The organism is Mesorhizobium sp. ANAO-SY3R2, assembly GCF_042466635.1.
GTDB lineage: Bacteria > Pseudomonadota > Alphaproteobacteria > Rhizobiales > Rhizobiaceae > Aminobacter.
In genome coordinates this window covers 4,068,761-4,092,236 of record NZ_CP159955.1, presented here as the reverse complement: position 1 = coordinate 4,092,236, position 23,476 = coordinate 4,068,761, and the positions used below count along the sequence as shown (strand labels likewise).

General features: G+C 58.1%; 20 protein-coding genes and 1 pseudogene. 15 read left to right on the top strand and 6 right to left on the bottom strand.

Annotated features, from left to right (window positions below; all coding sequences use genetic code 11):
- The first annotated feature begins 239 nt into the window (after positions 1-239).
- The 4 genes from ABSY17_RS24440 (at position 240) to ABSY17_RS24425 (ending at position 3,931) form a co-directional block, all read left to right on the top strand.
- Positions 240-881, top strand: a complete 642-nt coding sequence (locus ABSY17_RS24440; RefSeq protein ID WP_378946664.1) for a GntR family transcriptional regulator — start codon at positions 240-242, stop codon at positions 879-881.
- 61 nt (positions 882-942) lie between these two features.
- Positions 943-1,923 carry a VOC family protein gene (locus ABSY17_RS24435; protein ID WP_378946661.1) on the top strand — a complete coding sequence of 327 codons (981 nt, stop codon included), beginning with the start codon at positions 943-945 and terminating at the stop codon, positions 1,921-1,923.
- Between the two features lie 255 nt (positions 1,924-2,178).
- Positions 2,179-3,198: a uroporphyrinogen decarboxylase family protein gene (locus tag ABSY17_RS24430; protein WP_378946658.1), complete on the top strand. Its 1,020-nt coding sequence runs from the start codon at positions 2,179-2,181 to the stop codon at positions 3,196-3,198.
- 115 nt (positions 3,199-3,313) lie between these two features.
- The gene (locus ABSY17_RS24425; RefSeq protein WP_378946655.1) at positions 3,314-3,931 is read left to right on the top strand and encodes a glutathione S-transferase; all 618 of its coding nucleotides are present in this window, start codon (positions 3,314-3,316) and stop codon (positions 3,929-3,931) included.
- 241 nt (positions 3,932-4,172) lie between these two features.
- On the opposite strand, the gene ABSY17_RS24420 is transcribed toward ABSY17_RS24425, so the two are convergent.
- Positions 4,173-4,709, bottom strand: a complete 537-nt coding sequence (locus tag ABSY17_RS24420) for a LuxR C-terminal-related transcriptional regulator (RefSeq protein WP_378946653.1) — start codon at positions 4,707-4,709, stop codon at positions 4,173-4,175.
- A gap of 188 nt (positions 4,710-4,897) precedes the next feature.
- Here ABSY17_RS24420 and ABSY17_RS24415 point away from each other — a divergent pair, with 188 nt between their 5' ends.
- Positions 4,898-5,581 (top strand): CoA transferase subunit A, encoded by a 684-nt coding sequence (locus tag ABSY17_RS24415; RefSeq protein ID WP_378952994.1) that lies wholly within the window; start codon positions 4,898-4,900, stop codon positions 5,579-5,581.
- Positions 5,581-6,225 carry a 3-oxoacid CoA-transferase subunit B gene (locus ABSY17_RS24410; RefSeq protein ID WP_378946650.1) on the top strand — a complete coding sequence of 215 codons (645 nt, stop codon included), beginning with the start codon at positions 5,581-5,583 and terminating at the stop codon, positions 6,223-6,225. Before ABSY17_RS24415 ends, ABSY17_RS24410 begins: the two co-directional genes overlap by 1 nt.
- Before the next feature lie 233 nt (positions 6,226-6,458).
- On the opposite strand, the pseudogene ABSY17_RS24405 reads toward ABSY17_RS24410, so the two are convergent.
- A pseudogene (locus ABSY17_RS24405) lies at positions 6,459-6,956 on the bottom strand (P1 family peptidase).
- Between the two features lie 988 nt (positions 6,957-7,944).
- On the opposite strand from ABSY17_RS24405, the gene ABSY17_RS24400 reads away from it, so the two are divergent.
- The 7 genes from ABSY17_RS24400 (at position 7,945) to ABSY17_RS24370 (ending at position 15,505) form a co-directional block, all read left to right on the top strand.
- A complete protein-coding gene (locus ABSY17_RS24400; protein WP_378946648.1) occupies positions 7,945-8,439 on the top strand; it encodes a hypothetical protein in 495 nt (164 codons plus the stop codon).
- A gap of 66 nt (positions 8,440-8,505) precedes the next feature.
- Positions 8,506-9,483 carry a hypothetical protein gene (locus ABSY17_RS24395; RefSeq protein ID WP_378946645.1) on the top strand — a complete coding sequence of 326 codons (978 nt, stop codon included), beginning with the start codon at positions 8,506-8,508 and terminating at the stop codon, positions 9,481-9,483.
- 85 nt (positions 9,484-9,568) lie between these two features.
- Positions 9,569-10,849: a hypothetical protein gene (locus ABSY17_RS24390; protein WP_378946642.1), complete on the top strand. Its 1,281-nt coding sequence runs from the start codon at positions 9,569-9,571 to the stop codon at positions 10,847-10,849.
- Between the two features lie 373 nt (positions 10,850-11,222).
- The gene (locus tag ABSY17_RS24385) at positions 11,223-11,438 is read left to right on the top strand and encodes a hypothetical protein (RefSeq protein WP_378946639.1); all 216 of its coding nucleotides are present in this window, start codon (positions 11,223-11,225) and stop codon (positions 11,436-11,438) included.
- Positions 11,439-11,654: 216 nt separating this feature from the next.
- Positions 11,655-12,236: a DNA-primase RepB domain-containing protein gene (locus ABSY17_RS24380; protein ID WP_378946637.1), complete on the top strand. Its 582-nt coding sequence runs from the start codon at positions 11,655-11,657 to the stop codon at positions 12,234-12,236.
- Positions 12,233-13,831 (top strand): VapE domain-containing protein, encoded by a 1,599-nt coding sequence (locus tag ABSY17_RS24375; RefSeq protein WP_378946634.1) that lies wholly within the window; start codon positions 12,233-12,235, stop codon positions 13,829-13,831. The genes ABSY17_RS24380 and ABSY17_RS24375 overlap by 4 nt, the downstream gene beginning before the upstream one ends.
- Positions 13,832-14,278: 447 nt before the next feature.
- Positions 14,279-15,505 (top strand): tyrosine-type recombinase/integrase, encoded by a 1,227-nt coding sequence (locus ABSY17_RS24370; protein WP_378946631.1) that lies wholly within the window; start codon positions 14,279-14,281, stop codon positions 15,503-15,505.
- On the opposite strand, the gene ABSY17_RS24365 is transcribed toward ABSY17_RS24370, so the two are convergent.
- Positions 15,502-16,670 (bottom strand): IS3 family transposase gene (locus tag ABSY17_RS24365; RefSeq protein WP_378942677.1). Its coding sequence is split into 2 segments (ribosomal slippage): positions 15,502-16,406 and positions 16,406-16,670, totalling 1,170 coding nucleotides; the frame shifts between segments, so codons are not numbered across the junction. The genes ABSY17_RS24370 and ABSY17_RS24365 overlap by 4 nt on opposite strands.
- A 396-nt stretch (positions 16,671-17,066) precedes the next feature.
- On the opposite strand from ABSY17_RS24365, the gene ABSY17_RS24360 reads away from it, so the two are divergent.
- On the top strand, positions 17,067-17,477 hold the full coding sequence (locus ABSY17_RS24360; protein WP_378946628.1) for a very short patch repair endonuclease: 411 nt from the start codon (positions 17,067-17,069) through the stop codon (positions 17,475-17,477).
- On the top strand, positions 17,474-18,601 hold the full coding sequence (locus ABSY17_RS24355) for a DNA cytosine methyltransferase (RefSeq protein ID WP_378946626.1): 1,128 nt from the start codon (positions 17,474-17,476) through the stop codon (positions 18,599-18,601). The genes ABSY17_RS24360 and ABSY17_RS24355 overlap by 4 nt, the downstream gene beginning before the upstream one ends.
- A gap of 39 nt (positions 18,602-18,640) precedes the next feature.
- Here ABSY17_RS24355 and ABSY17_RS24350 read toward each other — a convergent pair whose 3' ends face one another.
- From ABSY17_RS24350 to ABSY17_RS24340, 3 genes are read right to left on the bottom strand one after another with little or no spacing between them, the layout of a single operon-like run.
- On the bottom strand, positions 18,641-19,165 hold the full coding sequence (locus ABSY17_RS24350; RefSeq protein WP_378946624.1) for a hypothetical protein: 525 nt from the start codon (positions 19,163-19,165) through the stop codon (positions 18,641-18,643).
- Complete coding sequence (locus ABSY17_RS24345; RefSeq protein WP_378946621.1) at positions 19,162-20,844, bottom strand: DEAD/DEAH box helicase family protein; 1,683 nt, start codon at positions 20,842-20,844, stop codon at positions 19,162-19,164. Before ABSY17_RS24345 ends, ABSY17_RS24350 begins: the two co-directional genes overlap by 4 nt.
- Complete coding sequence (locus ABSY17_RS24340; RefSeq protein ID WP_378946618.1) at positions 20,841-23,213, bottom strand: ATP-binding protein; 2,373 nt, start codon at positions 23,211-23,213, stop codon at positions 20,841-20,843. The genes ABSY17_RS24345 and ABSY17_RS24340 overlap by 4 nt, the downstream gene beginning before the upstream one ends.
- Between the last annotated feature and the right edge of the window lie 263 nt (positions 23,214-23,476).

Below are 23,476 nucleotides of genomic sequence, written 5' to 3'. Positions count from 1 at the left end.
GCAAACTTGAATGCGGGTGTATATGCTTTTGTTATGATGTCAATAGCTCCTTGCAAGGTCCCGGCTTGTTCTCGGTTGCGCTTCGTCGCCGGAACGCTTCATGTACTTGGCCTACGGTGCCGAGCACGCCGTAGCGCTTCTACACGCTGCCGCACGCAACCCATGCTTGGAGACGCCTCGCAAACGCGTGCTGCTTGCCCGCACATTCCTGTTTTCATTTTCCCCAGGACATACGACCAATGAACGAGTCACCGGAGATGCAGTCAGCGACAATGTATGAACGATTGCGGTTCGCGATCGTGTCGGGAGAACTGAGGCCAAACGAGCCGCTCATCGAAGACGATCTCGCGGCAAAGTTCGGCACGAGTCGAACGCCCGTGCGCGAAGGTCTCCAGCGCCTTTCAGCGGACGGCTTGCTGATACGCCGCAAGCGTGGCTGGGCCGTACGCGAGTTCACCGCCGTCGAGATCCGCGAGAATTACGAGGTACGGGCGGCCCTGGAAGGGCTCGCCGCCCGTTTTGCCGCAGAGCGCGGCAGCGACGAGGAGCGGCGTGGCATCATGGCCCACCACGAACATCGCTCCGCGCTGGTTTCACCCGACTCGGCCCAGCGCCTCAATACAAACCGCGAATTCCATGAGGCCATCTTCACCGCTGCGCACAATGATCGTCTTCGCCACCTGATCCATTTGGCAGGAAACTTCTACCTCACGCGACGCGTGGCGGTGTTGACCAATGACGCCCAATACAACCGCGCGCAGCGGGAGCATGGGGAGATCGCGCAGGCGATTCTGGATCAGGACGCCGATGCGGCCGACCGCGCGATGCGGCTGCACATCATGAACGCCTTCCACACCTGGCAGGAGTTCCAGGGTCTGTGAGCCGGGCCTGAGGCAGCTCTGCTGCCCGAAATCTGGTCAAAAGTTGGAAAAGGACACGAGCATGGCGATTTCAGCATTGGGTTATCTCGGTGTGCGCTCCGACAAACTCGACGACTGGTCGGATTTTGCCGGTCGACTGCTGGGAATGCAGAAGTTCGACAGAGGGGGCAAGGCGCTCGCCTTTCGCATGGACGATCGCGTTCAGCGCTTGCTGGTGTCCGACGAACCGGGCGAAACGCTTGCCTTCATGGGCTGGGAAGTTGATTGCCGTGAAGATCTTCAGGCCTATGCGGCGCGACTTGAGACGGCCGGAGTGCCGGTCGCCTTGGGCAGCCGCTCCCTGGCCGACAGACGATTTGTAACGGACCTGATCCACTTCAACGATCCCGCCGGCAATCGCATTGAGCTGTTCTGGAATCCCATGATGGCGAGCACGCCCTTCATGCCGGGACGTCCGATCGACGGCTTCAATACCGGCCCGCTGGGAATGGGCCACGCGGTGCTGCATGTGCGCGACATCGACGCCATGTTGCCCTTCTATCGTGACCTGCTGGATTTTCGCGTCTCGGATTACGGGCTGTCGCCCTATCCGCTCTACTTTTTTCACGTCAATGGCCGCCACCACAGCTTTGCCATGGTGGGCTCGGGCCAGGCCGGCTTTCATCACTTCATGGTGGAATTCAAGAATCTGGACGACGTCGGACAGGGTTTCGATATCGCCCAGCAACAGGAAGGCCGCATCGCCTACACCATCGGTCGGCATACCAACGACTATATGACCTCCTACTATGCCAACACTCCGTCAGGCTTTTTTGTCGAAAGCGGATGGGGCGGACGAGTCATCGACCCGGCTACCTGGGAGCCACACGAGACTGTCGACGGGCCGAGCTTCTGGGGCCATGAACGGCTCTATCTGACCGAGGAAGGTGGCCGGGCCCGGTTACGGGAGATGCGACTGGAGGCGGCACGCAATGGACGAAGGGCCCCTCCGGTCGCAGATTGTCCATGGCTGTTTGGAGAGCTGGCTCAAAAGGGTCGCTGAGCCAAGCGGGCTTGGGGTTTGTCACACTCGAAAGCGACAGACCGAGCTCGCGCAGGCTCCAGCCGTAAATACTCCCGATGAGTCCACAGACGTCATCGCTGCCGAAAGCGAGCACTGCCAGCAGGTAGCCGGCTGGGCGGACATCAGCCTCGAATGATCGAGTTCTGAAGCGTCCCTCGCGGACACATCGAGCGCACCAATCCTGCATCGCCTCTCCTTGCCCAATAAATCTGCCTATTCTTTCAGGAAACGTGAATGAAAAAACGAGATCGCATAGCATCAGCGATCGCCGGCGCGCCGGTCGATCGGGTTCCTGTCTCCGCTTGGGGGCATTTCTTCCTGGATGAGGTCGATCCGACTCGGTTCGCCGATCGCATGGTGTCATTCCAGCAGGAGTTCGACTGGGATTTCCTGAAGGTACATGCGCGCGCGAGCTACCATGTCGAACCGTTTGGCTTCCGTTACGAGCCATCGCGATCCATGGACAAGGGGCATACGCTCGCCCACACACCCATACGGACCCCAGAGGACTGGTTGAGCCTGCGCCCGGTGCCGTCCAATGCGCTGACATTCGAGGAGCAACTGGCAGCGCTGGCAATGATGCGGCGCCAGCTCCCTGACGACGTGCCGATCATCATGACGGTGTTCACCCCTCTCGACATCGCCGAAAAGATGCTCGACCGAAATCCCGCACAGCTGATGGATCACATTAAGACCGCACCCGAGGCAGTCGACCATGCGCTGTCGGTCTTTGCGGAAACGCTGAGTGCTTTCGTGGCCAGACTGGTTGAGTTCGGCGTCGATGGTATCTTTTTTTCCACAAAGTGGGCCAATGGAGGCAAGCTTGCTTCGCAACAGTACCGCGACCTTTGCCTGAGCCATGACCTTCACATGATGGCGCCGGCGGCATCCTTGCCGTTCAACATCCTGCACGTATGTGAGAACGAGGTCCTCCTCGATACGTTCGCGGACTATCCCGTGTCCGTGATGCATTGGGATGACAACGCCACGCACAATCCGGACCTGTCGGCAGGCCGGACCATGACCGGCCTGGGCGTTGCCGGCGGCGTCAATCCTGCGACACTCGCAAAAGACGCGGCTTCCGAGGTAACCGCCAAGGGTGCGCGCACAATCATCGCCAACAAGGGGACAGGCATGATCCTGGCGCCGGGCTGCTCGGTGCAGATAGCAGCGACCTCGAAAGAGAACCTGCAAGCTCTGCGGGCAGCGCCCGAGCATGCCGCGCGCCAACTGGAGACGTCCGGAGCTCTCTGAGACTTCCCGGCTTTTGCCTGAGAATGGACGCCCGGTCCATGCGGGTGAACCGGGCGTCCTGATTCTTCAACCGGCCGCATCACCCTCAAACAGAACCCGAACCATGGACACTCTGATGTTTAAACTCTTCTATTCGCCCGCTTCGCCCTACGTTCGGAAGGTAATGGTCGCTGCTATCGAACGTGGCGTGGAGGACCGGATCGAACTGTTGAAGGCGGCAGCCAGCCCGATCCGGCGAGACAATACAATTGTCTCACATAATCCGACGGGCAAGGTTCCCACTGCCGTGCTGCCCGATGGGCGCGCCCTCTTCGATTCCCGCGTGATCTGCCAATATGTTGATGCGATGGCCGGAAGCGGTGTGCTCTATCCAAGCGGAGAGCGCTACTTCGATGTGCTGACGCTCGAAGCACTGGCAGACGGACTGCTTGATGCAGCGATTTTGCTGCGATACGAAACCATGCTGCGCCCGGACGCCCTCCGCTGGACCGACTGGATGCAAGGTCAGTCAGACAAGATTGATTCGAGCCTTGCGGCTCTTGAGGGCGGTGCTCTCGATACGCTGGAAGCTTCGTTTCACGCTGGCTCGATCGCCGTGAGCTGTGCCTTGGGCTATCTCGATTTTCGCTTCGCCAACCGGAACTGGAGGGCTTCGGCACCGAAACTTCGGAGCTGGTTCGAAGCCGTGTCCACTCGTCCGTCATTAAGCCGAACAGTGCCATCGGCGGCTTAGTGCATGCCCCCGAACCGAAGGTCCGCGTAGCGAAAATCGGAATCGATTTTCGGAAAGGATCATGCACAAATTCAAAGTGTTGCAGCGTCCTTGCGCGTCCAAAAGGACGTGCGGCGCTGTAGCAGCAAGTGTCGCAAAGGCGGGCACACTGTCCCTGTTTTGCGGACTGCGCTCGCATCGGTGGGGTGGCCCATAGGGATGCAATGCGCTCCGGATCGCCGCACCTTTGCCGTGTTGGCGTTCAACGCGAGGCGACAAACCAGGCTGCGAGTTCGGCGCTGTTGCGCGCGCCGGTAGCGCGGATGAGCCGCTGACGATGGGCTTCGACAGTCCTTCTCGAGAGACCGATCTCTGCTGCGATGGCTGCATTGGTCTTGCCTTGGGCGACCAGCGTCAGCACCTGGCGCTGGCGATCGGTAAGCGTCATTGAGGCCTCTGTCACCGCCCGGTTCATCGGCTCGAAACAATACAGCGCCTCGGCGAACGGATCGGCTGCGTTGCGCGACCGGCCATTGACCTTGCACCAGAACCGCAGGCTCGCAGCGGTGATCATGATGCGCTCGTCGTAGTAGACATGACCGCCCTGCAGGTTGCTGCGCCACATGTGTCCCGTCCGCACGAAATCAGCAAGCTTGGGATAGAGCCGGGAAAAGCTCTGATCAATCAGTTCGTGGCGCGCGAAACCGAACAATGCGGCAAACTGCTCGTTGCAGTCGCGGATGATGCGGTGCGTGGCAAAGACCATCGGCACCGGGATTTCGGCGAGGGAAAACTGCATTGCGGCAGGCGCCGAGACGCGCAAAGGGACTGGCTGATCGGATGTACGCATAGCGTATAAATACGACTAACTCCGTCTTCCCAACAAGTCATAGCTTCCGGCCGAAACGTGATGCGGACCAATCCGCAAGTATTGCTGCAAAGGAGGAACAGGCCGTGCGAAAGATTCATGCGACCGCTGCCGAAGCCATGGCAGAATTGATGGCCGACGGCATGACGGTCATGTCGGGCGGGTTCGGCCTTTGCGGCATTCCCGAAGCCCTGATCGAGGCGGTGCGCCTCTCGGGCGCCAAGGACTTGACGGTGATTTCCAACAATGCCGGCGTCGACGGTATCGGGCTGGGCAAGCTGCTGGAAACTCGACAGATCCGCAAGATGATCTCGTCCTATGTGGGCGAGAACAAGCTGTTCGCCCAGCAATATCTATCAGGCGACCTGGAACTTGAATTCACCCCGCAGGGCACCCTGGCCGAACGGATCCGCGCCGGCGGCGCCGGCATTCCGGCCTTCTTTACCAGGACCGGCGTCGGCACGGTTATTGCAGATGGCAAGGAATTGCGTGAGTTCGACGGCGAGCAGTTCATGATGGAACGGGCTCTGGTGGCGGATATCGCTCTTGTTCATGCCTTCAGGGGCGATACAGAAGGTAACCTGATCTATCGAAAGACGGCGCGCAATTTCAACCCGATGATGGCGACTGCAGCCAAGGTGACAGTCGCGGAAGTCGAGCATCTGGTAGACGCCGGAGAACTCGACCCGGACCAGATCCATACGCCGGGCATCTTCGTGTCGCGCATTGTGCATGTACCCAACCCTGTCAAGCATATCGAGCAGCGCACCGTCAGGCGGCTTGCCAAGCTGGAGACGATCTAATGGCCTGGTCTCGCGAAGATTTGGCGGCGCGCGCCGCTCAGGAACTGCAGGACGGTTTCTACGTCAATCTCGGCATCGGCATCCCGACGCTGGTGGCCAACTACATTCCCCAGGGGATCAATGTCAGGCTGCAGAGCGAAAACGGCATGCTCGGCATGGGGCCGTTCCCTTTCGAGGGCGACGAAGATGCCGATCTGATCAATGCCGGCAAGCAGACCATCACCGAGTTGGACACGACCAGCTTCTTTTCCAGCGCTGACAGTTTCGCCATGATCCGCGGCGGTCATATCGACCTGTCGATCCTCGGCGCGATGCAGGTGGCCGAGAATGGCGACCTGGCCAACTGGATGATCCCCGGCAAGATGGTCAAAGGCATGGGGGGAGCCATGGATCTGGTGGCCGGCGTCAAGCGCGTGGTCGTGGTCATGGAGCACGAGGCAAGGGGCGAACCGAAGCTGCTCAAGTCCTGCACGCTGCCGCTGACCGGCCAGCGCGTTGCCGACATGGTAATCACCGACCTTGGCGTCTTTACCATCGCCAAGCGCGGCAAGCCGTCAATGAAGCTCATCGAGCTGGCGACCGGCGTGACTGTGGAGGAGATCACCGCCAAAACCGCCGCGTCATTTGAAATCGCTTTGAAATAAGCGGCAGGGTGATGTCAGGTTGACGATAGCTGAAGCCCTGGGCTGACAACGGGTGGGGCACGATCCAGCCTATGTCAGCTACATGCGTCATCGTTTTCCGCTCGCGAATACGAATCGGTCCGGTGCAAGGTAAAAGAGGTTCGGTCCAGACGTGCCGTTGTTTTCGGCAGTCCGGGAAATCTTCGTTCCGCACAGCTCGAAACACTCAGCAATCGCCGTCCATCTGCAGCGACCTAGGGAGACCGCACATTGGAACGCCATAATTGGTGCAGCAGCAGCTGCGCATCGGTGGCAACGACAACGATGATCGATCCGGCTTCGCCCTTCCGCTTCCACCAAACGTCGGCCATTAGATCCGTAATCTCCTGACCAACCGGTGCGATCCGAAATTGCCCTGAACAAGTACCCCGGCAGTGTACCCGCCACTCGGTCAATAGCTTACGCGATGCAGTGCCGGTGCCGCTTTTGAAATTGAAAAGGTTCATGCCGGTTCCGCCACCGACATTTCCCTCAGCTATTGGCCCGATGGTTGCGCCATCAAGCGCAGCGTAGACGTGCTACTTCTTCACATGCATGCCATTGATGTCGTCGAGGACAACATCCCAGGTCTCGGCAACGACTGGCAACAGCCAGTAAAGGTCGCGGAAGTGAGGCCCAACGAGATCATTCTCGGCCTCCCACGAAATGACGGAATCACGAACTACACCAACGCTGTGGGTGCTGGTGATCATGACAGGTCCCTCAAGAAAACCGCTTTCTTTCAAACCGTGCGGTTCCGGTCATTTCACATGGGCGATCACAGCGGGCGGGAAACGATGACGCTTATATCTGACGACGCGCTGGATCATTCATCGCAGGTTGACCTGACATCACCCGCGGAAGGGTTGAGGTTTCCGGCCGCGACAGTTGGCATCTCGGCCTACCTCGTGCGGCGGCGACTCCCCCACAAGCGGCGATGTCAGCTTCTGGGTGCTAGCGACGATGATCTCAACGACCGACAAGGGCGCACAGTCGACATTCGCAACGCGGAGATCGACGTCGCCCGTGGGTCAAATGTAGGCAACCACGTTCATGCACAGCGCATTCTGGCGACACCCCGATTTCACTCTGCTCGGCCAATTCGAGCCTTGTAACCCACTGGTAACCCTGGCCGCGGCGGCCGTGCTTCCGGTCGCGCTTTCCGAGCGCCAAAAACGACGAAGGCCGCGGTAAACTGCGGCCTTTTTCGTGGAGTAATTGGAGCGGGTGAAGCGATTCGAACGCTCGACCCCAACCTTGGCAAGCGAGAAATTGCGGCGACGCCGCAATGCCGCAGAGTGTAGCGAGGTGCACCAGTGTGCGTTCGAGAACGCGGCCTAGGCGCATCGCAGCGAAGACTTCAAACGGCACCCCCGTGAACTGTGGGAAACTGCCGAGAACTCCAGCAAAATGCAGAAAGCGTAACCGCGCGGTGACCACGTTCCCCTGCTCGGATAAACACCTAGCAGCACATTGAGGTGCGGGTAGGCAAGGTCCTTGCGCAACCAGCATGAGTATATCCGCCAGGACGATTCTTGAGCACGTGTTCAGACCATGCCATGATATGCCAACTGCCGGCATTGCTTCGCTGGTATATTTCGGGACCATAGGGGGGGACTTTTGATAGTTGGAAAACCACTGTTCCGTGATGGGGAGCTGAGTGCATATCTCCGGGCACAGGAGGGTGCGGCGGATAATCATGTGCGCCAGATGATTGCCAAGGCAGACCTAGTCAAAACCGACGCGGAAATAGTCCAGTTGCTCTTGCCAGGCGCGTGCGTCGAGCCGCTAGAGATCGACTTTGACCGAGCGGAAAAGAACGTCCGTGAGGTCAGGGTCACCGTGAATGATGCGTTTCACGGACAAGTACAGATCGATGGCGTGCGCGCTACCCGAAGCTTTCCGTTTAGGGGCGATCGCATGTTGTTTACGCTCCGGCCCAATCAGTGGTCCTCAGCAATACCTTATGCCGAGGTTGGGCAGGCCAGCATCACCATCGGCATTGAGGGCCGCAACAATGCGGAAACCATCAAGCAAGAGCTTGATCGCCAACAGAAAATTCTCGGCGAATACACCGAATGGTCGACAACGCTGATCAACCAGCACAATGCGCGACTTGAGGGATTGCTTGCTGCCGCGGTTGCTCGCCGCAGGGAGCACTTAGCAAGCCTCGAAGATCTTAAGAGTCGCATCTAGGACCGTTATATCTGGCTCGCACGCCCAACGACTCATAAGCAGAGGAAGCAAGCATAGGAAGCGATTATGCGTGGAGAGCCACCGCCTGATGACGGCAGACGCAGGTACTGGAAATTCGGTTGGTTCGATCTCAGCGCTTTGCCGCAAATCGGAAAGATGGACTATCAGCCCAAGGGCGGCGCATCTCGGATGTTCGCCGAAGGCAGGTTCCGTGGCGAACACTTAGAGGTATTCCCCGCGGTAAAAGCTAGCCACATCCTCAGGCCTATGGGATATTGCGTCTATTGCCTCCGAGACAAGGACGGGGCCGGGAATGTGCTCAAGCTGACCAGCGAGCACATCATTCCTGAGTTTTTCGGTGCCGGGCTTGAATTGCCTGATGCCTCCTGTGCCGATTGCCAGAAAGTCACCTCGAAGTTCGAGAATTCCATCGCACGAGAGATGTTCGACCCGATTAGAAAGTCATTTTCCCTAGTTGGAAAGAATGGCACGCTGAAAAAGACGAACTTCCCACTGGATATCGGACGAGAGACAAGTAAGCATGAATTTATCCATCTGGTTCACTTCCCAACCATTCTCGTTATGCCCTCACTGTATCCGGCGTCATCATACAGCCGGCGCGCAATCAATGCCGACGATCCCTTCAACTTCCGAATGTACAACATCAATGCCGATGCTGCAGTACTAAAGCGATATGCACTCGACAGCTTTTCGTCTCAGTCTATCGACATGGTGCGGTTTGCCCAAATGATCGCCAAAATCGCGCACGTCTATGGTACGTATCATTTCGATTCGGGGACGTTTGTGCCGACCTTGTCTGGCTTCCTCCGCAGCGATTATCCTCCAGGAACTGCTGTGACCGGCCACTTTGAACATGTCGGGTGCCTTCTCCATACGCCAGATAACCCATCAAACAATCTTCATGAGATTGAGGTGGGCAAAATCGACTGGAATGGCGAAACCCTCCAAGCGGTTCGGGTACGGCTATTCGCTAGCTGTGAAATGCCCTCCTATTATGTGACAATTGGCCGGAGCTCAGCATAAGGACGGAGTAACTGAACCACCTAGACGTTGACGCGTCGCGAAGGGCGCGGGAAGTGTTTGACTTTGCTACCTCGCCAGATTGAGCATGAAGCGTACCTTCACTAGACAAGAATTGTATGATCTCGTTTGGTCAACTCCAATCGCTACGCTTGCTGAGCAATTCGATATTTCAGACCGCGGATTGGCCAAAACATGCCAGCGTTACCATGTGCCAGTGCCCGGTCGTGGTTATTGGGCGAAGGTGGAAGCAGGCCTACCGGCCACGAAGACGCCGCTCTGGCAGATCGAGAATCCTAATTTGGAAACGGTGCACATAGGCGGTTACAAGCCCCCAGTGAACCCATACGTAGCCTTCGCAATCCAGAGGGCGAGCACCGCGGTCGGAGACTCAAAAGCCAAGCTGAAGGTCAAGCTGGCGCCAGAAAAATCACCCGAACCTTCTGCCCGCAAGGAGCCGACCGTACTTGAGGCTGTAAGGCGTCCGCATAGCTCGATATCGTCTCTAGCGGCGGACTTAAGATCTGCAAAGCGGGACCCGCACGGTGAGCTGTCCATTCCAGGCATTCGAGTCCACCAGGACACTGCGGTTCGAGTTACGGCGTTTTTGCATCACCTCGTTCTCGCGCTAGAGACGCGCGGCATAACGCTTAGCTACAATGACAAGGGAATCCGGGTCGGGATCGGCCCGGATGATGTGCGGTTCGAAATCGGTGAGAGTCGCAGACGCGAAAAGCACGAACCCACACCAAGCGAATTGAAGAAGCATCAAGATCACGAAAAAAGGCGCGAACTGGCACGGCGCCGCGGGCAGTGGCTGCCTCCGGAAAGCTTCTGGCCTGAATACGAACATCTCTATTCAGGAAAGCTGACCCTCCACATTTTGAACTGGGCGGGTGGTGCCCGCAAGAATTGGGGCGACGGCAAGCACCAGAGTTTGGAATCGATGCTTGAGGCAATTGCCGACGGCATCTTATTTCATCTGGCATACGAAAAGGCACGCCGAGAAGAGCAAGAGGCTGAACAACGACGACGCCAGCACATGGCGCATCGACGGGAACTTCATAAAAAACGCCAGGAGCGAGAGGCTAACAGGCTAGGGTTTATTCGAAACTTAGCTGACTTGCAGAGAGAAGCCGCTGACCTAAAGGGGACGATCGCCAAGGCCGGCGAGTTTTTGTCACATGCCAGCCCAGAGTACCTCCGCATGGTCTCCTGGGCGGAAAGACGTCTGGCACACCTGGAAGCCCAAAACCAGATAGAATTGCGCACGGCGAATTTGCGAGAACAGAATCTCTTCCCGGAACAAGATGACCTCCACGATCCAGAAGGCGATCCGCCACCGCCGAGAAATTCATGGGGTGATTGAGTACCCACTGCCCGTCATGCGCTACGCTGCTCACATACGTCGCTTTTCCGCAGCGGCGCAGCCACATGGGCGCGTGTACGACAGTGCCGCCGCCTAGTATCCAACCCAGCATGCAGTGGACAACGCAAACGACAAGCGCTATATGTAGTACTGCACTGATGAGAAACGCTGACGCGTAGCTAACGCTAGCTCATGGTGTGGTGCTTCAGACGTAACAGCCAACGCGCAAGCTGGTTCGAGCCATTCCGCTAGGTTGAAAAGTTCTGCAGAGCGCTGCCGGTCGCATTTTTACCCCAGGTTTCAAACGGGGCTGAGATGCATGGGCGGTGCCTTTTGGTGACTCATCATCTCTACCCCTTAAAGGAAAGAGATGATGCAAGACCATATCGAAGGTCGCTTGTCGCCTCTCCAGAGGCTCTTCACCATCAAAGAGGCCGCTGATGCGGTCGGCGCGAAGGAGTGGCAACTCCAACGCGCTGTGAAACGCGGCGATATCCCGAGCTACACACCGTACAATTCCAGGAAGCTGGTCAAGCTATTCGAAGTCGTCGCCTTCATCGACGCTTCCCGACAGGGAGGCGACGCATGAGCACGCGCCACCCAAACAACCCAAACCTTGACGATCCGGTCGAGTACCTCGCTGCGCCTACATATTTGCTGGCAGCGGCGACCGAAATTCTGCGCTTGCAGCCAGGGCATGCGTCGCAGACCGTGGTCGTTGTCAGGCTTGTAGCTTGCAACCACTGCACAGTCGTGGGGCACGAGCCTGCAAGCAGGTGCGCAGACGACAACGGCCTTCTGCGGAATGGAGGCGCGAATGCCTGACACAACCCCAATCCCTAACACTGCCGCCGCCGTAGATTTCCTTGAGCGTCTTCTGGGCGAAAAGCGATGGGACCTCGCGGCTATCCCGCCAGATGGCGGGTCACCGGAGTTTCGAACCTTCCTGCCATACGAACATCACCTTGCCCCGGCTTGGATTGAGGTGCGGCAGGGAAAGTCAGGCCTATATTACAGCCCCAACGAGTTGGTAAGCGGCCGGCTCAACGTAAAGGCAAAGAAGGCCGACATCGCTACCGCGCGCGTTCTGCATGTGGATGTCGACATACACTCCGAAACAGTGCTGCAAGCGTTGCGATCGTTTGCGCCGGCGCCAACCGTCATCGTGTTTTCCGGCGGCGGATATCAAGCCCTATGGCGCCTGTCGGAGCCTTCGACCGAGTTCGACAGGGTCGAGCGGACAAATGCCTGGCTCGCCCGTCAGCTTGGTGGCGACAACTGCCACAACATTGACCGTCTGCTCCGGCTCCCCGGTACCATCAACCTGCCAAACGCAAAGAAGCGTGGCGCCGGCCGCGTTCCCGTCCTCGCGAGGGTCGTCGAATGACTTGGGCACTTTCCTACAACCTCGACGACTTCCCTGCTGAGAAAAACACCGCGCTGACCTCCAACAGTGCAGCGCCAGCTCCGATGCCAACAGGCGTGAAGGTCAAAACACTCCAGGATCTTCCGGGGTCGGTTCCCGAGGCAGTCAGAGAACTGATCAGACTGGGCGACGACCCAGAACACCCACGCGGCGGCGCCACCAATCCACGCCACCCTAGCCGCAGCCATTCGCTGTACGCTGGAGTAGTTGCGTTAGCGCGAATTGGGTGCAGCGATCCAGCTCTGATTGCCGGGATCCTATTGAATCCAGAATACGGAATCTCTGCCTCCGTCTTGGAGAAGCGGAACCCGCAAACCTACGCCCTCAGACAAGCACGCCGAGGCATCGAGGCTGTCGAAACCGGCTGGGTCGAAACGGAGCGCAGCGGCAAACCCAAACCGACGCTACCAAACACGTTGCTTGCGTTGCAGCGGCTTGGACTGGCTTTCTCTCATGACCTGTTCCGCCATCGCAAAATGATCAACGGCGCGGTTTTGCAGGAATTCCAAGGGGAACTCAGCGACGACGCAGTGGCGATGGTCCGCGCCTTAGTAATGGAGACTTTTCACTTTGACCCGAAGGCCGAGAACGTCCGGGACGCCATGAACCAGCTTTGCCTGGAAAATTCCTTCCACCCAATTCGGGACATGCTCGACGCCCTGTCATGGGACGACACTCCTCGAATTGACACATGGCTGGCGGACTATCTCGGCGCCGAAAATACGCTCCTGAACCGAGCTATCGGGCCGATCATCCTGATCGCTGCCGTCCGTCGCGTGCGACAGCCAGGAGTAAAATTCGACCAGATCCCCGTTCTCGAAGGTGTGCAGGGATCCGGCAAATCGACCGCCCTGCGCATTCTTGCCGGTGAAGGATTCCACTCCGACCAGGAAATCCTCACGCAGGAAGCTCGTACCCAAATGGAGCTTCTGGAGGGCGTCTGGTTTTACGAATTGGGCGAGGTGGAGGGGCTCAACCGCGCTGAGGTCAACAAGATCAAGGCGTTTGCCTCCCGACAGGAAGACCGCTCGCGCATGGCCTATGGGCGCTTCATCGAGTCTAGGCCCAGGCAGGCGATATTCGTCGGCACGACCAACGAGACCAGCTACCTGCGCGATCAAACCGGCAACCGCCGTTTCTGGCCCATCAAGACCGGCACCATCGACCTCGAACGACTTCGGCGAGATCGGGATCTGCTCCTGGCTGAGGCCGCCTACCGGGAACGGCAGGGTGAAACTATATCGCTATCACCAAGCCTTTGGGACGCCGCAGCCTTGGAGCAAGCGGACCGGCTCGAAGAGGACCCTTGGCTGGAACGGCTAGCCAAGGAAAAGGGAAAGGCGTTCGGCAACGTAGTCCGCGTAGAAACAGGCGATCTGCTCGGAAGAGTCCTCGGAATCGACCTTGAGCGCCAGAACCAAGGCCACAGCAAACGCCTCGCCACACTTATGCGAAAGCTGGGCTGGGAGCCGGCAAAGTTCCGCATCGGCAACAACACGGTGCGCGGCTACGAGCGCCCCAGGCCGGAGGACCACGTCGATGCCCAGGAATTCTAGGCTGTGGCACCGTGGCATGTGTGGCATGGGCTGGGGGCGGCGCCAGCGGTGTGGGCCAGCGACTGCCGGATACGTGTAGGCACCGCCGGCCCAGCGGCCGTGGCGTGCCACACGTGCCACAGCGCCACGCCGTGGCCGTGCTGCCCTTCCGGGGCGTGGCAGGCAGTGGGCAGCGGCGCTGCCGCCGCGACCCGCGTACCAGCAGGAACACGACCCCGCGCCGCTTCGCCACCTACCGCCAGCTGCGATTTCAACCTCAATGAGGCCGGAATCTGAGAATTCAGGAGCCGCGTCGCTTCGCGGCTCCGACATCCACCAATAATCCGAGGTTACACGCCGGGTTACATTTCGGGCGGGTTCGAGCCCGTCTGAAGGCGTCTGGCGATTAATTGTGCCGGTTACTTCCGCGTGTTTTCCTCGTTGTTTTTGACTCCAATAGGCAGGGCAATGAACAACATTCAGAGCGTCAGCATCACCAAAACCACCCGTCGCCGCAAACTGAAGGGCGGTACCATCGCCACCTATCCGCAGTGGTATTGCGAGTACAAGGACCCCAAACTGCTGAAGCGCCGCCGCAGGGCCTTCAACACCAGGAAGGACGCCGAGGCGTTTCGGGCCGAACTGCTCGTGAAATTCGCCAAGGGTAGCTATGTCGACGAGCGCACCGCCCCGACGGTCGGGCAAGCGATCGACCATTGGCTGGCCGATAAGGAGGGCAAGGTCAAAGCCTCGACACTGAAGGGCTACAAGGTCGTAGCGAACGGGGCCATTCGCGGGCCGCTACTGATCGGGACGCCTCAGGAACGCGCCGACTACACCGAGACGGGCGTCGCACCTAAGAACGCTCGGTTCATGAAGCTGCTCGGCGACATCAAGCTAACCGAGCTGACCACGGCCATGATCCGCGTCTGGCATCGCACGGTTGTCGAGCAGTGCGGTACCTACACCGCCAACCGGGCCAAATCCCACCTCAAATCGATCCTCGCACTGGCCGAAGAGGACTTGTCCGTGCGGGCTCCGTCCATGCCGACGGGTCTTTCCCGCCGTCAACACAAGCCAAAGAAGGTAATCCTGACACCAGAAGACATCCGTAAGCTGGTCGTCGCCGCCAAGGACGACCTGGAACACGGCGCCTACTATGCCTTCGCCTTCCTCGCCGGCACTCGGCCCTCGGAACAGCTCGGGCTCCTTTGGAGCGAGGTCGACTTCGACAACAACGTCATTCACATCTGTCGCGTCCAGGAACGAGACGGCTCGCTGACCGAGATGACCAAGACCGAGGCCGGCACCCGCGACATCCCGATGAGCCCGACGCTGCGCGAGATGTTGCTCGCCTGGCGGGTTCGCTGCCCACGCAAGGGTAAGGAGCTTCACCGCGTTTTCCCCGGCCCTGGCCGGCTCCAGGAATGGCCGCTGCCGCGTATCGGAGGCGGCGGGCCGCTGCTCTACCAGAACTTCCGCAAGCGCTATTGGGAACCCGCCTTCAAGCGCTTCGGCCTACCCTACGTTACCCCGCACAGCGCCCGGCATTCGTTCATCTCGACCCTTCAGGCGCAGGGCATCGAAGTTGGTCTGGTGGCGCAGATCGCCGGCCACGCCAATCCCATCGTGACGCTCGGCCACTACACCCAGGCCGTGGCCTGCCCCCCTCAGGTGGTCCGGGTTCAATTTTAGTGCATGATGGGTCTTGGCGCTATGGCCGGGGTGGCCGGCGAAGCTGGTCCGGGTTGCGCAGCCGGCCACAGGATCGCTTCCGGCGCAGGCGGTTTGTAGCCCAACGATGAATGCGGTCGCACCGTATTGTAATGTTGCCGCCAGCCTTCGATGACGATCTGGGCCTCCTTCAGCGTGTAGAAGATTTCTCCATCGAGCAGTTCATCACGAAGCTTCGAGTTGAAGCTCTCGCAATAGCCATTTTCCCAAGGGCTGCCGGGCATGATGTAGGCAGTTTTGGCACCGACGGTGGCGATCCATTCACGCAAGGCTTTGGCGATGAACTCGGGGCCATTGTCGGATCGAATGTGGCCAGGGATGCCGCGCAGGATGAACAGGTCGGACAGAGCGTCGATCACGTCGACGGCCTTCAACCTCCGGCTCACCTTGATTGCGATGCATTCCCTTGTGAACTCATCGATCACGTTGAGCATGCGGAATTTCCTTCCGTTGTGGGTGCGATCTTCGACGAAGTCGTAGGACCAGACATGGTTGGGATACTCCGGCCGCAGCCGGATGCAGGAACCGTCATTCAGCCACAGACGGCCTCGTTTGGGCTGCTTTTGCGGAACCTTCAGCCCCTCACGCCGCCAGATCCGCTCGACCCGTTTGACGTTCACCACCCAGCCCGCACGATGCAGCATCACCGTGATGCGGCGATAACCGTAGCGGCCATATTGGATGGCAAGCGCGATGATGTCGGCAGTCAAAGCCGCTTCATCATCCGGTGTCGTTGGAACCTTGCGCTGCGTGGAGCGGTGCTGACCAAGAACCCGGCACGCCCGTCGTTCGCGGACGCCAAGCTCGGCAACAACATGATCCACGCAGGCCCGGCGACGTGCGGGGCTTAGAAGTTTCCCCGCGCAGCTTCCGCCAGGATCATCTTGTCCAGGGTCAGGTCGGAGACGGCGCGCCGAAGCCGCGCATTCTCCGTCTCAAGTTCCTTCAGCCGCTTGACCTGATCGCCCTTCAGGCCTCCGTATTCCGACCGCCAACGATAATATGTAACTTCCGTCACACCTATCGATCGGACCGCTTCCGCAACCGATTTGCCCTGCGAAGTCAGAACATCAACCTGCCGCAGCTTCGTGACGATCTCTTCCGCGCTGTGTCTCTTCCTGGCCATTTCCTAAGTCCTCCATCGGCTCAAAAGCCATACATAAGGGAGGACCACTTTTCAGGGGGCAGACCATGTCAGTGGCCGCCGAGAGCCGGACCTAGCGACGCTGGTTCGAATTGCACATGTCTTGGCGACGACCCCAAACGAACTACTGTCAGAAACGTTCGCTCAAGAAGAACGGCCGCTGGAGTTCATCGCGCGCGAACGGGTCATAGCTAGTGTGCGAGCGCTGCGAAGCGACGATTTGGAACGCATTGCGATTATGATCGAAGCATTGGCATTGGCGCGCTCGTAAAATAAAGTGATGTCGTCGCGCGACGAACGACAGCACCGAACGAAATTCGTAGATTTGGAATTGATAGTTCGGACTTTCGTAGTGCGACCAGGTGGAGATTTGGGCAGATGGATAGCCTGAGCCCAACTGAAAGGTCGGCGCGGATGTCGCGGGTACGGGCGGCCAACACAAGACCAGAGATGGTAGTGCGCCGTCTAATTTATACACTGGGGTATCGTTATCGCCTGCACCGGCGAGACTTGCCAGGTAAGCCCGACCTCGTATTCGGCAGTCGCCGGGCAGTTATCTTTGTGCACGGCTGTTTTTGGCATAGACACCCCTCTCCAGACTGTAAACTGGCTCGAATGCCGAAATCTCGCCTCGATTTCTGGGGATCCAAACTCAGTCGCAACCGCCAGCACGATATTGAGGTCGAAGAACTATTGAAAGAAGCTGGCTGGCGGGTTCTAACGCTCTGGGAATGCGAGTTGCGGGATCGTCCTGCACTCGTCACTAAGGTGAGGGAATTTCTCAGGTGAAATCCGTCGAACTATTCGCGGGCGCTGGCGGGCTCGGCATTGGTGTGGCGCGCGCTGGCTTCGACCACGCCGCCGTTATCGAATGGGACCGGTGGGCCTGTGATACCCTTGAGGAGAATGAGCCCTGGCCGATCCATCGAGTCGATGTTCGAGATTTTGATTATACCAGCCTCCCGCCGGTGGAGTTGGTTTCTGGCGGGCCACCCTGCCAGCCCTTTTCGATGGGAGGGAAACACAACGCGTATCTCGACGCGCGGGACATGTTTCCACAAGCCATTCGTGCGGTTCGTGAATTATCTCCCAAGGCGTTTGTGTTTGAGAATGTTAAGGGGCTCCGGCGCGCGACCTTTTCCAACTATCTGGAATATATCCGTCTCCAACTGCGGCACCCCGAGCTGACTACGACATTGGGCGAGCCGTGGTTTGAGCATATGGCCCGGTTGGAGCGCCATGAAACCAGTGGACGTCATGACGGACTACACTACCACGTTGTGGTTCGCCTGCTAAACGCGGCGAACTACGGAGTTCCGCAAAAGCGAGAGCGGGTTTTTCTAGTGGGATTCCGATCTGACCTGGGAACGGAATGGAATTTCCCGGAGGAAACGCATTCCGCTGAGGCCTTAGCCTGGTCCCAAGGTATCGATGGGGACTATTGGGAGCGCCACGAAATACCGCAAAAGGAACGCTTCGCCGTCACCATGACGCCACGCGAAAAACCATCATGCAAGCCTTGGCTGACGGTCAGGGACGCCCTGATAGGCTTGCCGGATCCTGAATTTAGCGGCGAAGCAGCAAGCGCCTTTCCAGATCACCGCTTCATACCCGGCGCGCGCTCCTATCCTGGCCACACCGGAAGTCCGCTTGACCTTCCTGCGAAGGCCCTAAAGGCAGGTGTGCACGGTGTACCTGGCGGTGAGAATATGTTGCGTCGCCCTGACGGATCCATACGCTATTTTTCGGTACGTGAGAGCGCACGGATCCAGACATTTCCCGACGACTTTCTCTTCCACGGTAGTTGGAGTGAAACGATGCGTCAGCTTGGAAATGCGGTTCCGGTGAGGCTCGCTGAAGTGGTCGCCCGATCAGTGCGCTTACAGCTTAATTCGGTGACAGGTAATCACTGACGCTTCAGTGGAAGCAGTCCTTTCCGCTGTAACGCCATATCAATCGAACCAAACGCAGCGCTCGATGCCCAGTCGACGCGCTGCGGTCTCGACTAGATCCTGGGAGGACGGACGGACGAAGCGTGGTGCAGCGCGAAACAACACCACCATCGTAGCTTGTCCTCCAATGCCGAAAGCTCTCTCAAACAACGAGCCCAGTATCACCTTCCAGTCGTCAGCACGTCCCCAAGCAACAATTGAGCCGTCGGTGAAACTCAATCCATGCGGCTTGATGAATTCCTGCGCAACATTGGACTTGTCGCGGCCAGTTAGCCTTAAGATTAGGGACTCATGCTTGTTTAGCTTGTATCGACTATATCCCTTCAACAGTGTGTCCTTGATATACACCCTGACTGAACGCGGATCCATGTAGGTCGAGAGAACGCCACCAATTGCCTGGCTGTCGGTCCACTGTGTGTAGTGCCTGGCCTTCTCGACGCTCCCGAGTGAGTCCCACTCCAATTTGTCGGCCTGTTCCCACAGGCACCCCTTCACACGGATCCGCACGTCGGTTGGAATTCTCATTGGATGCCGCCATGGGGCAAATGATCGGGAAATTCGAAATGCGGCAGATCCAGCGTTGGGTCGCCCTCGCGGAGTATTAGGGAAGCTTGATCCTTGACCCATTCCATTAAAAATGATCCCGCCGAATGGTTGGAAAATTCTACCAAACGCCCCCCCAATGGTAAGCGCTCGGTCGGGGCATTATGCCGCGCGAGACGTTCAAGTTCGGCAATTTCGGCTATGCGCCGTAGATCGGTGACGAAATCGAGGACGATCACCTTGTCTTTTCCCGGGGACATTCGCAGTCCCCTGCCCAGTTGCTGAACGAAGATCCGTCGGCTGTGAGTGGCCCGCATGAATACGACAAGATCCACGTCGGGAACGTCAACTCCCTCGTTAAACAAGTCCACCGTGCATAAGACGTCGATCAGACCGCGCTTGAATTGCGACATTAGCTTATCGCGCTCTCGTGCCAACATGGAACCATACATGCTTTCCGCACGCAGACCGAACATCCTCAGCGTGGCAGTGAAATGATCAGCGTGCGCGACGCTGGGTGAAAAAACCAACCCCGCACGACGCCCTTCAGACTTAAAGGCGCTCGCAACGACACGCGCAGCTTCTTCGTCTCGGGTTGGGATGATCAATCTCTTGTTCAACTCTGTTACAGTGTAGCCAAAATTCGACGCGCCCTGGACAAATTCCCAGTCGATGTTGTCAGCGAGCAGACGGTAGTCTACTTCGCTCAAATATCCATACTTGAGCCCGTCAGAAATCCCGACCCGTACAAGGGGTTGCCCCAACAAGGTATCGATGTCGAATTCGTCGCCTCGCCAAGGCGTTGCCGTCACACCGGCAAGCCGAAGAGGAGCTAGGTTATGAAGGACGTCTCGATAAGTTGGCGCCCCGATATGATGCGCCTCATCAACGAAAACCACGTCAAACGTAGGTAGACTAGAAAGCCGCGCGTGCACGGTCTGCATTGTGGCGAAAGTAATCCCTTCCCAGAAGCTAGGTTCCTCTTCAGGCGCGAGCAAATGGGTTGGCACAGTCTTTGGTAGTTGCGCCCAAAAACCGCTTTGCAGCTGTCGTACCAACTCCCGCTTATCCGCAAGGACGAGCATTCGACCATTCTCGAGGCGACCGTCAGAGAAAAGCCGCGCGGCGACCTCAGCCATCACCACAGTTTTTCCGAGTCCCGTGGCCAGCACGATCTGAGCCCGACCCGTTTCCTCAAGCGCGTCGAACAAGCGCTCGCAAGCCTCCTCCTGATAAGGCCTCAGCGAGCGCGCTGTAGGCGGTTTCGTGGCCACGCCCTGCACGAGCTGCATCAACTTCGAGGGAGTAAGGAGATGAACGACAAAACCCAATCGTTTGACTCGGGCAATCTCGTCGCTAAGTGCCTTGCCAGCAGGTCGACTGGTAGCCAACGCCAGAACATCTGCCTCGTAGAAACGGCTAGCTTGAATGACCTCTTCCACTGCAGCTTTCGGCGGCGACGAGGTGCTGGTAAATTTGCACTGGATGACCCAGACTTTTCCGTCCTTCACGCCAACAACGTCGGCGCCCATATCCCCGGTACCACCAACGATGCGAACGTCCTGAAAGCCCGCGCATATTAGTGCGCGGGCAACATCGCGCTCGAAGGCCTGCCAAGGTCCATCCAATAGGCGCCGCTCGTCAAGAAACAGGCCGGTCACAAGATTTCCCGATCCGGTCTAATCAGGCTAACCGACATTAGCCCTCTGACCAACTCTTCCTTTCGGATCGTCCCAAGGATCGTTGGGGCGGCTTCAGCCAACCATGCAGCGTCCGATATCAACGACGTGGCGCGATCAATCAGCTGCTGACGTGCGCGATCTGTCAATTGAGGATCTCCATAGTCGAGGGTCGAATATGGGAGATCCCAATATGCGTTATCGAACACCAACTCTGGGAACGCCTCGACCAGCCGTCCCAGCATGTTCCTTGGCGCGGCCGTTACGAAGGACCCATCGGTGATGGGTCCTGCGGGCGCGATGCCCTTGCGAGCAAGAGTGCGCATCACTTCGCTTCGCTGTTCAACCGTGAGCGCATCAAACAGCTTTCCTTCTTCCCCCTTCGGTACGTTGGCCAGAATCGCCTGTGCCAATGTTTCAAGCGCATCACTGGCCTCGGCCGTGACACCTCGGGCATCGAGGCTCGACGTCCGTGCGTAGTGCTCTCGAAAATAGGAGAGGAGGACAGCATAAGAAGGCGGCTCCTTGCTGGCCCGGACATACTCGTTAGTGAGGAACGCCAACTCAATCAGCAGCGCGTCAAGCGGTTCGAGCGTAATGGATCGAAACACCTCAGCTCTTGGCTTAAATAGGAAGTGGTACGTGCGCGTCGCGATATCCCCTAGTATCAAGCACCAAGCTGCAGCCGCAGGCAAGTCGGGGTCATGAGCGGCGCATTCGAACGCTTTGACCGTGAAGGTTTGACCCGCAGGCGCATAAACATAACTACGAGAAAGGCTTGGCGCTTCCTGACGTTGCGTCCGATAATCTTGCATTGATGCTGGCTGCAACTCGGTCGTATCCAACGCTGGCCGATCTTCTAAAGGGTTGTCGAGCAGACCGGGAGGGAGGCCGCCAGCCGCTGAGTCGTCCTCATTGTCATCGGTATCGTTGGTCAGTAGCCGGCGCTCAGCTTCCTCGATCAGCCGCCACCAATGAGTGTCCTCTTGATAATCCGGATGGCCGTCGAAAAATTTTTGCGTGAGCTCCTTAGCAATAGCGTTATCGGGAACCGCGAGTAAGCGCCGCCAGCCACCCGCGACGTTGCTGTGCGGTCGCATTCGGCGAAAGGCTTTGTACAGACGAAAAAGCACGCTTCCATTCTGACTATAACCAAGTTCGCGAGCTTTCTCGGGGCGCAATGGCCCTTCGCCTCGAACTAAGCTGACCATTTCTTCCCACGCAGGGTCGGAGCGATCGAACCGCTCCTTCGCGAAATTAACCCGGCAATGATCAAGATGAATCTCCCCCACGATCCGCCCACGGCGACTCGGGTCATCGATCGGATATTCGGGCTCATCGCCATTCTCACCTCGCCAGATGAAAAGGTCCTTGCTGCCCATCTCGATCTTGCGCCCATTGCGGATGAAGTCGAGGCCGAAATCCACAGTGTCCGCGTAACGTTGCAAGCCAATCCAACCATGCACGCGCCGCGATCTCCGCTGAAGTGTGCCAACCCCTTCACAAACTGGGCAGCCGTCAGGATTTGGGGTGGATGACGGCACCCAGTTCATGCAGGCTACGCAGTGATACTTATCGCTGAGCGGATAGTTGAAAGGTAAGACTGCGGATACCTCGCCGAGATCCGGCAATTCGGCTGAGCGGGTCTCATTCCAAAGGCAAAACGGCCTGGATTTGACAATCTTGTTGTTGAGATAAAGCTTGAATTCAATCGGATGGCCGCTCGGCCTAAGCATCGCTGCGTAGGCTTGCGCCAACCTCTTACGAAGCAGGCCCTGGTTTGCTGACCGCGACAACCACTGCCGCTGCGCGGGCTTCAGGCGTCTAATGACAATTTTAGTTCCGTGTACCGATGTATCACTTTTGGGGGACCTCAGATGAGGTGTCCGAAAATTGCCTTGCCGTTGCAGACGATCGAAATCGATTACTAGTCCATGCCACTCCGCGTCGCCAGTTTGCGTAGTCCAGACTTCCGTCGTCAAGCCAAGCCGAGCTGTGGCAATATTGAACCCCATCCCGAACAATCCAAGGTTGTCCGTTGGGTTGTTGCCCGACCATCCGGCCTTGACCGCCTTAGCTAGATTTTCAGGCGTCATGCCCGGCCCATTGTCCACCACCTGAACTACAGCATCCTCGCGATCCGCCTCGGGGAGCGTAACGTGAACGATGGGGTCAGATACCTCTTCGCTACGACGAACAGCATGGAGAAACCCATCAATCGCGTTGTCGACGAGCTCGCCAATACACCGCCATTGCTCAAGATTGATTTCCCCAAGCATCGGGAGAACGCGTGGTGAAGGCGCCAAATCAAACTCTTGCATGACGTCGGGCTGGGCAGAGGATTCAGTCATCGTAGCTCTCGATTCATCAATACTAAGGTAATACCGGTTACTACTACAGCCGGTTGAAGCGAAAATGGCAAATCACCACAGCAGCAATCTCGGGGCCTTCCTCTCTCGCATGGAGCCTACGCTCCACGCCACCCTTGCGAATCTAGCGCGAACTAAGTTTAGAGCAGATCCAATTGGTGGGGCCAAATATTCGCGAGCGACTAGCATCATCAGCTCGGCCTACAAACGACACGGCCAAATTCTTGGACGAGCACTCCTTGAAC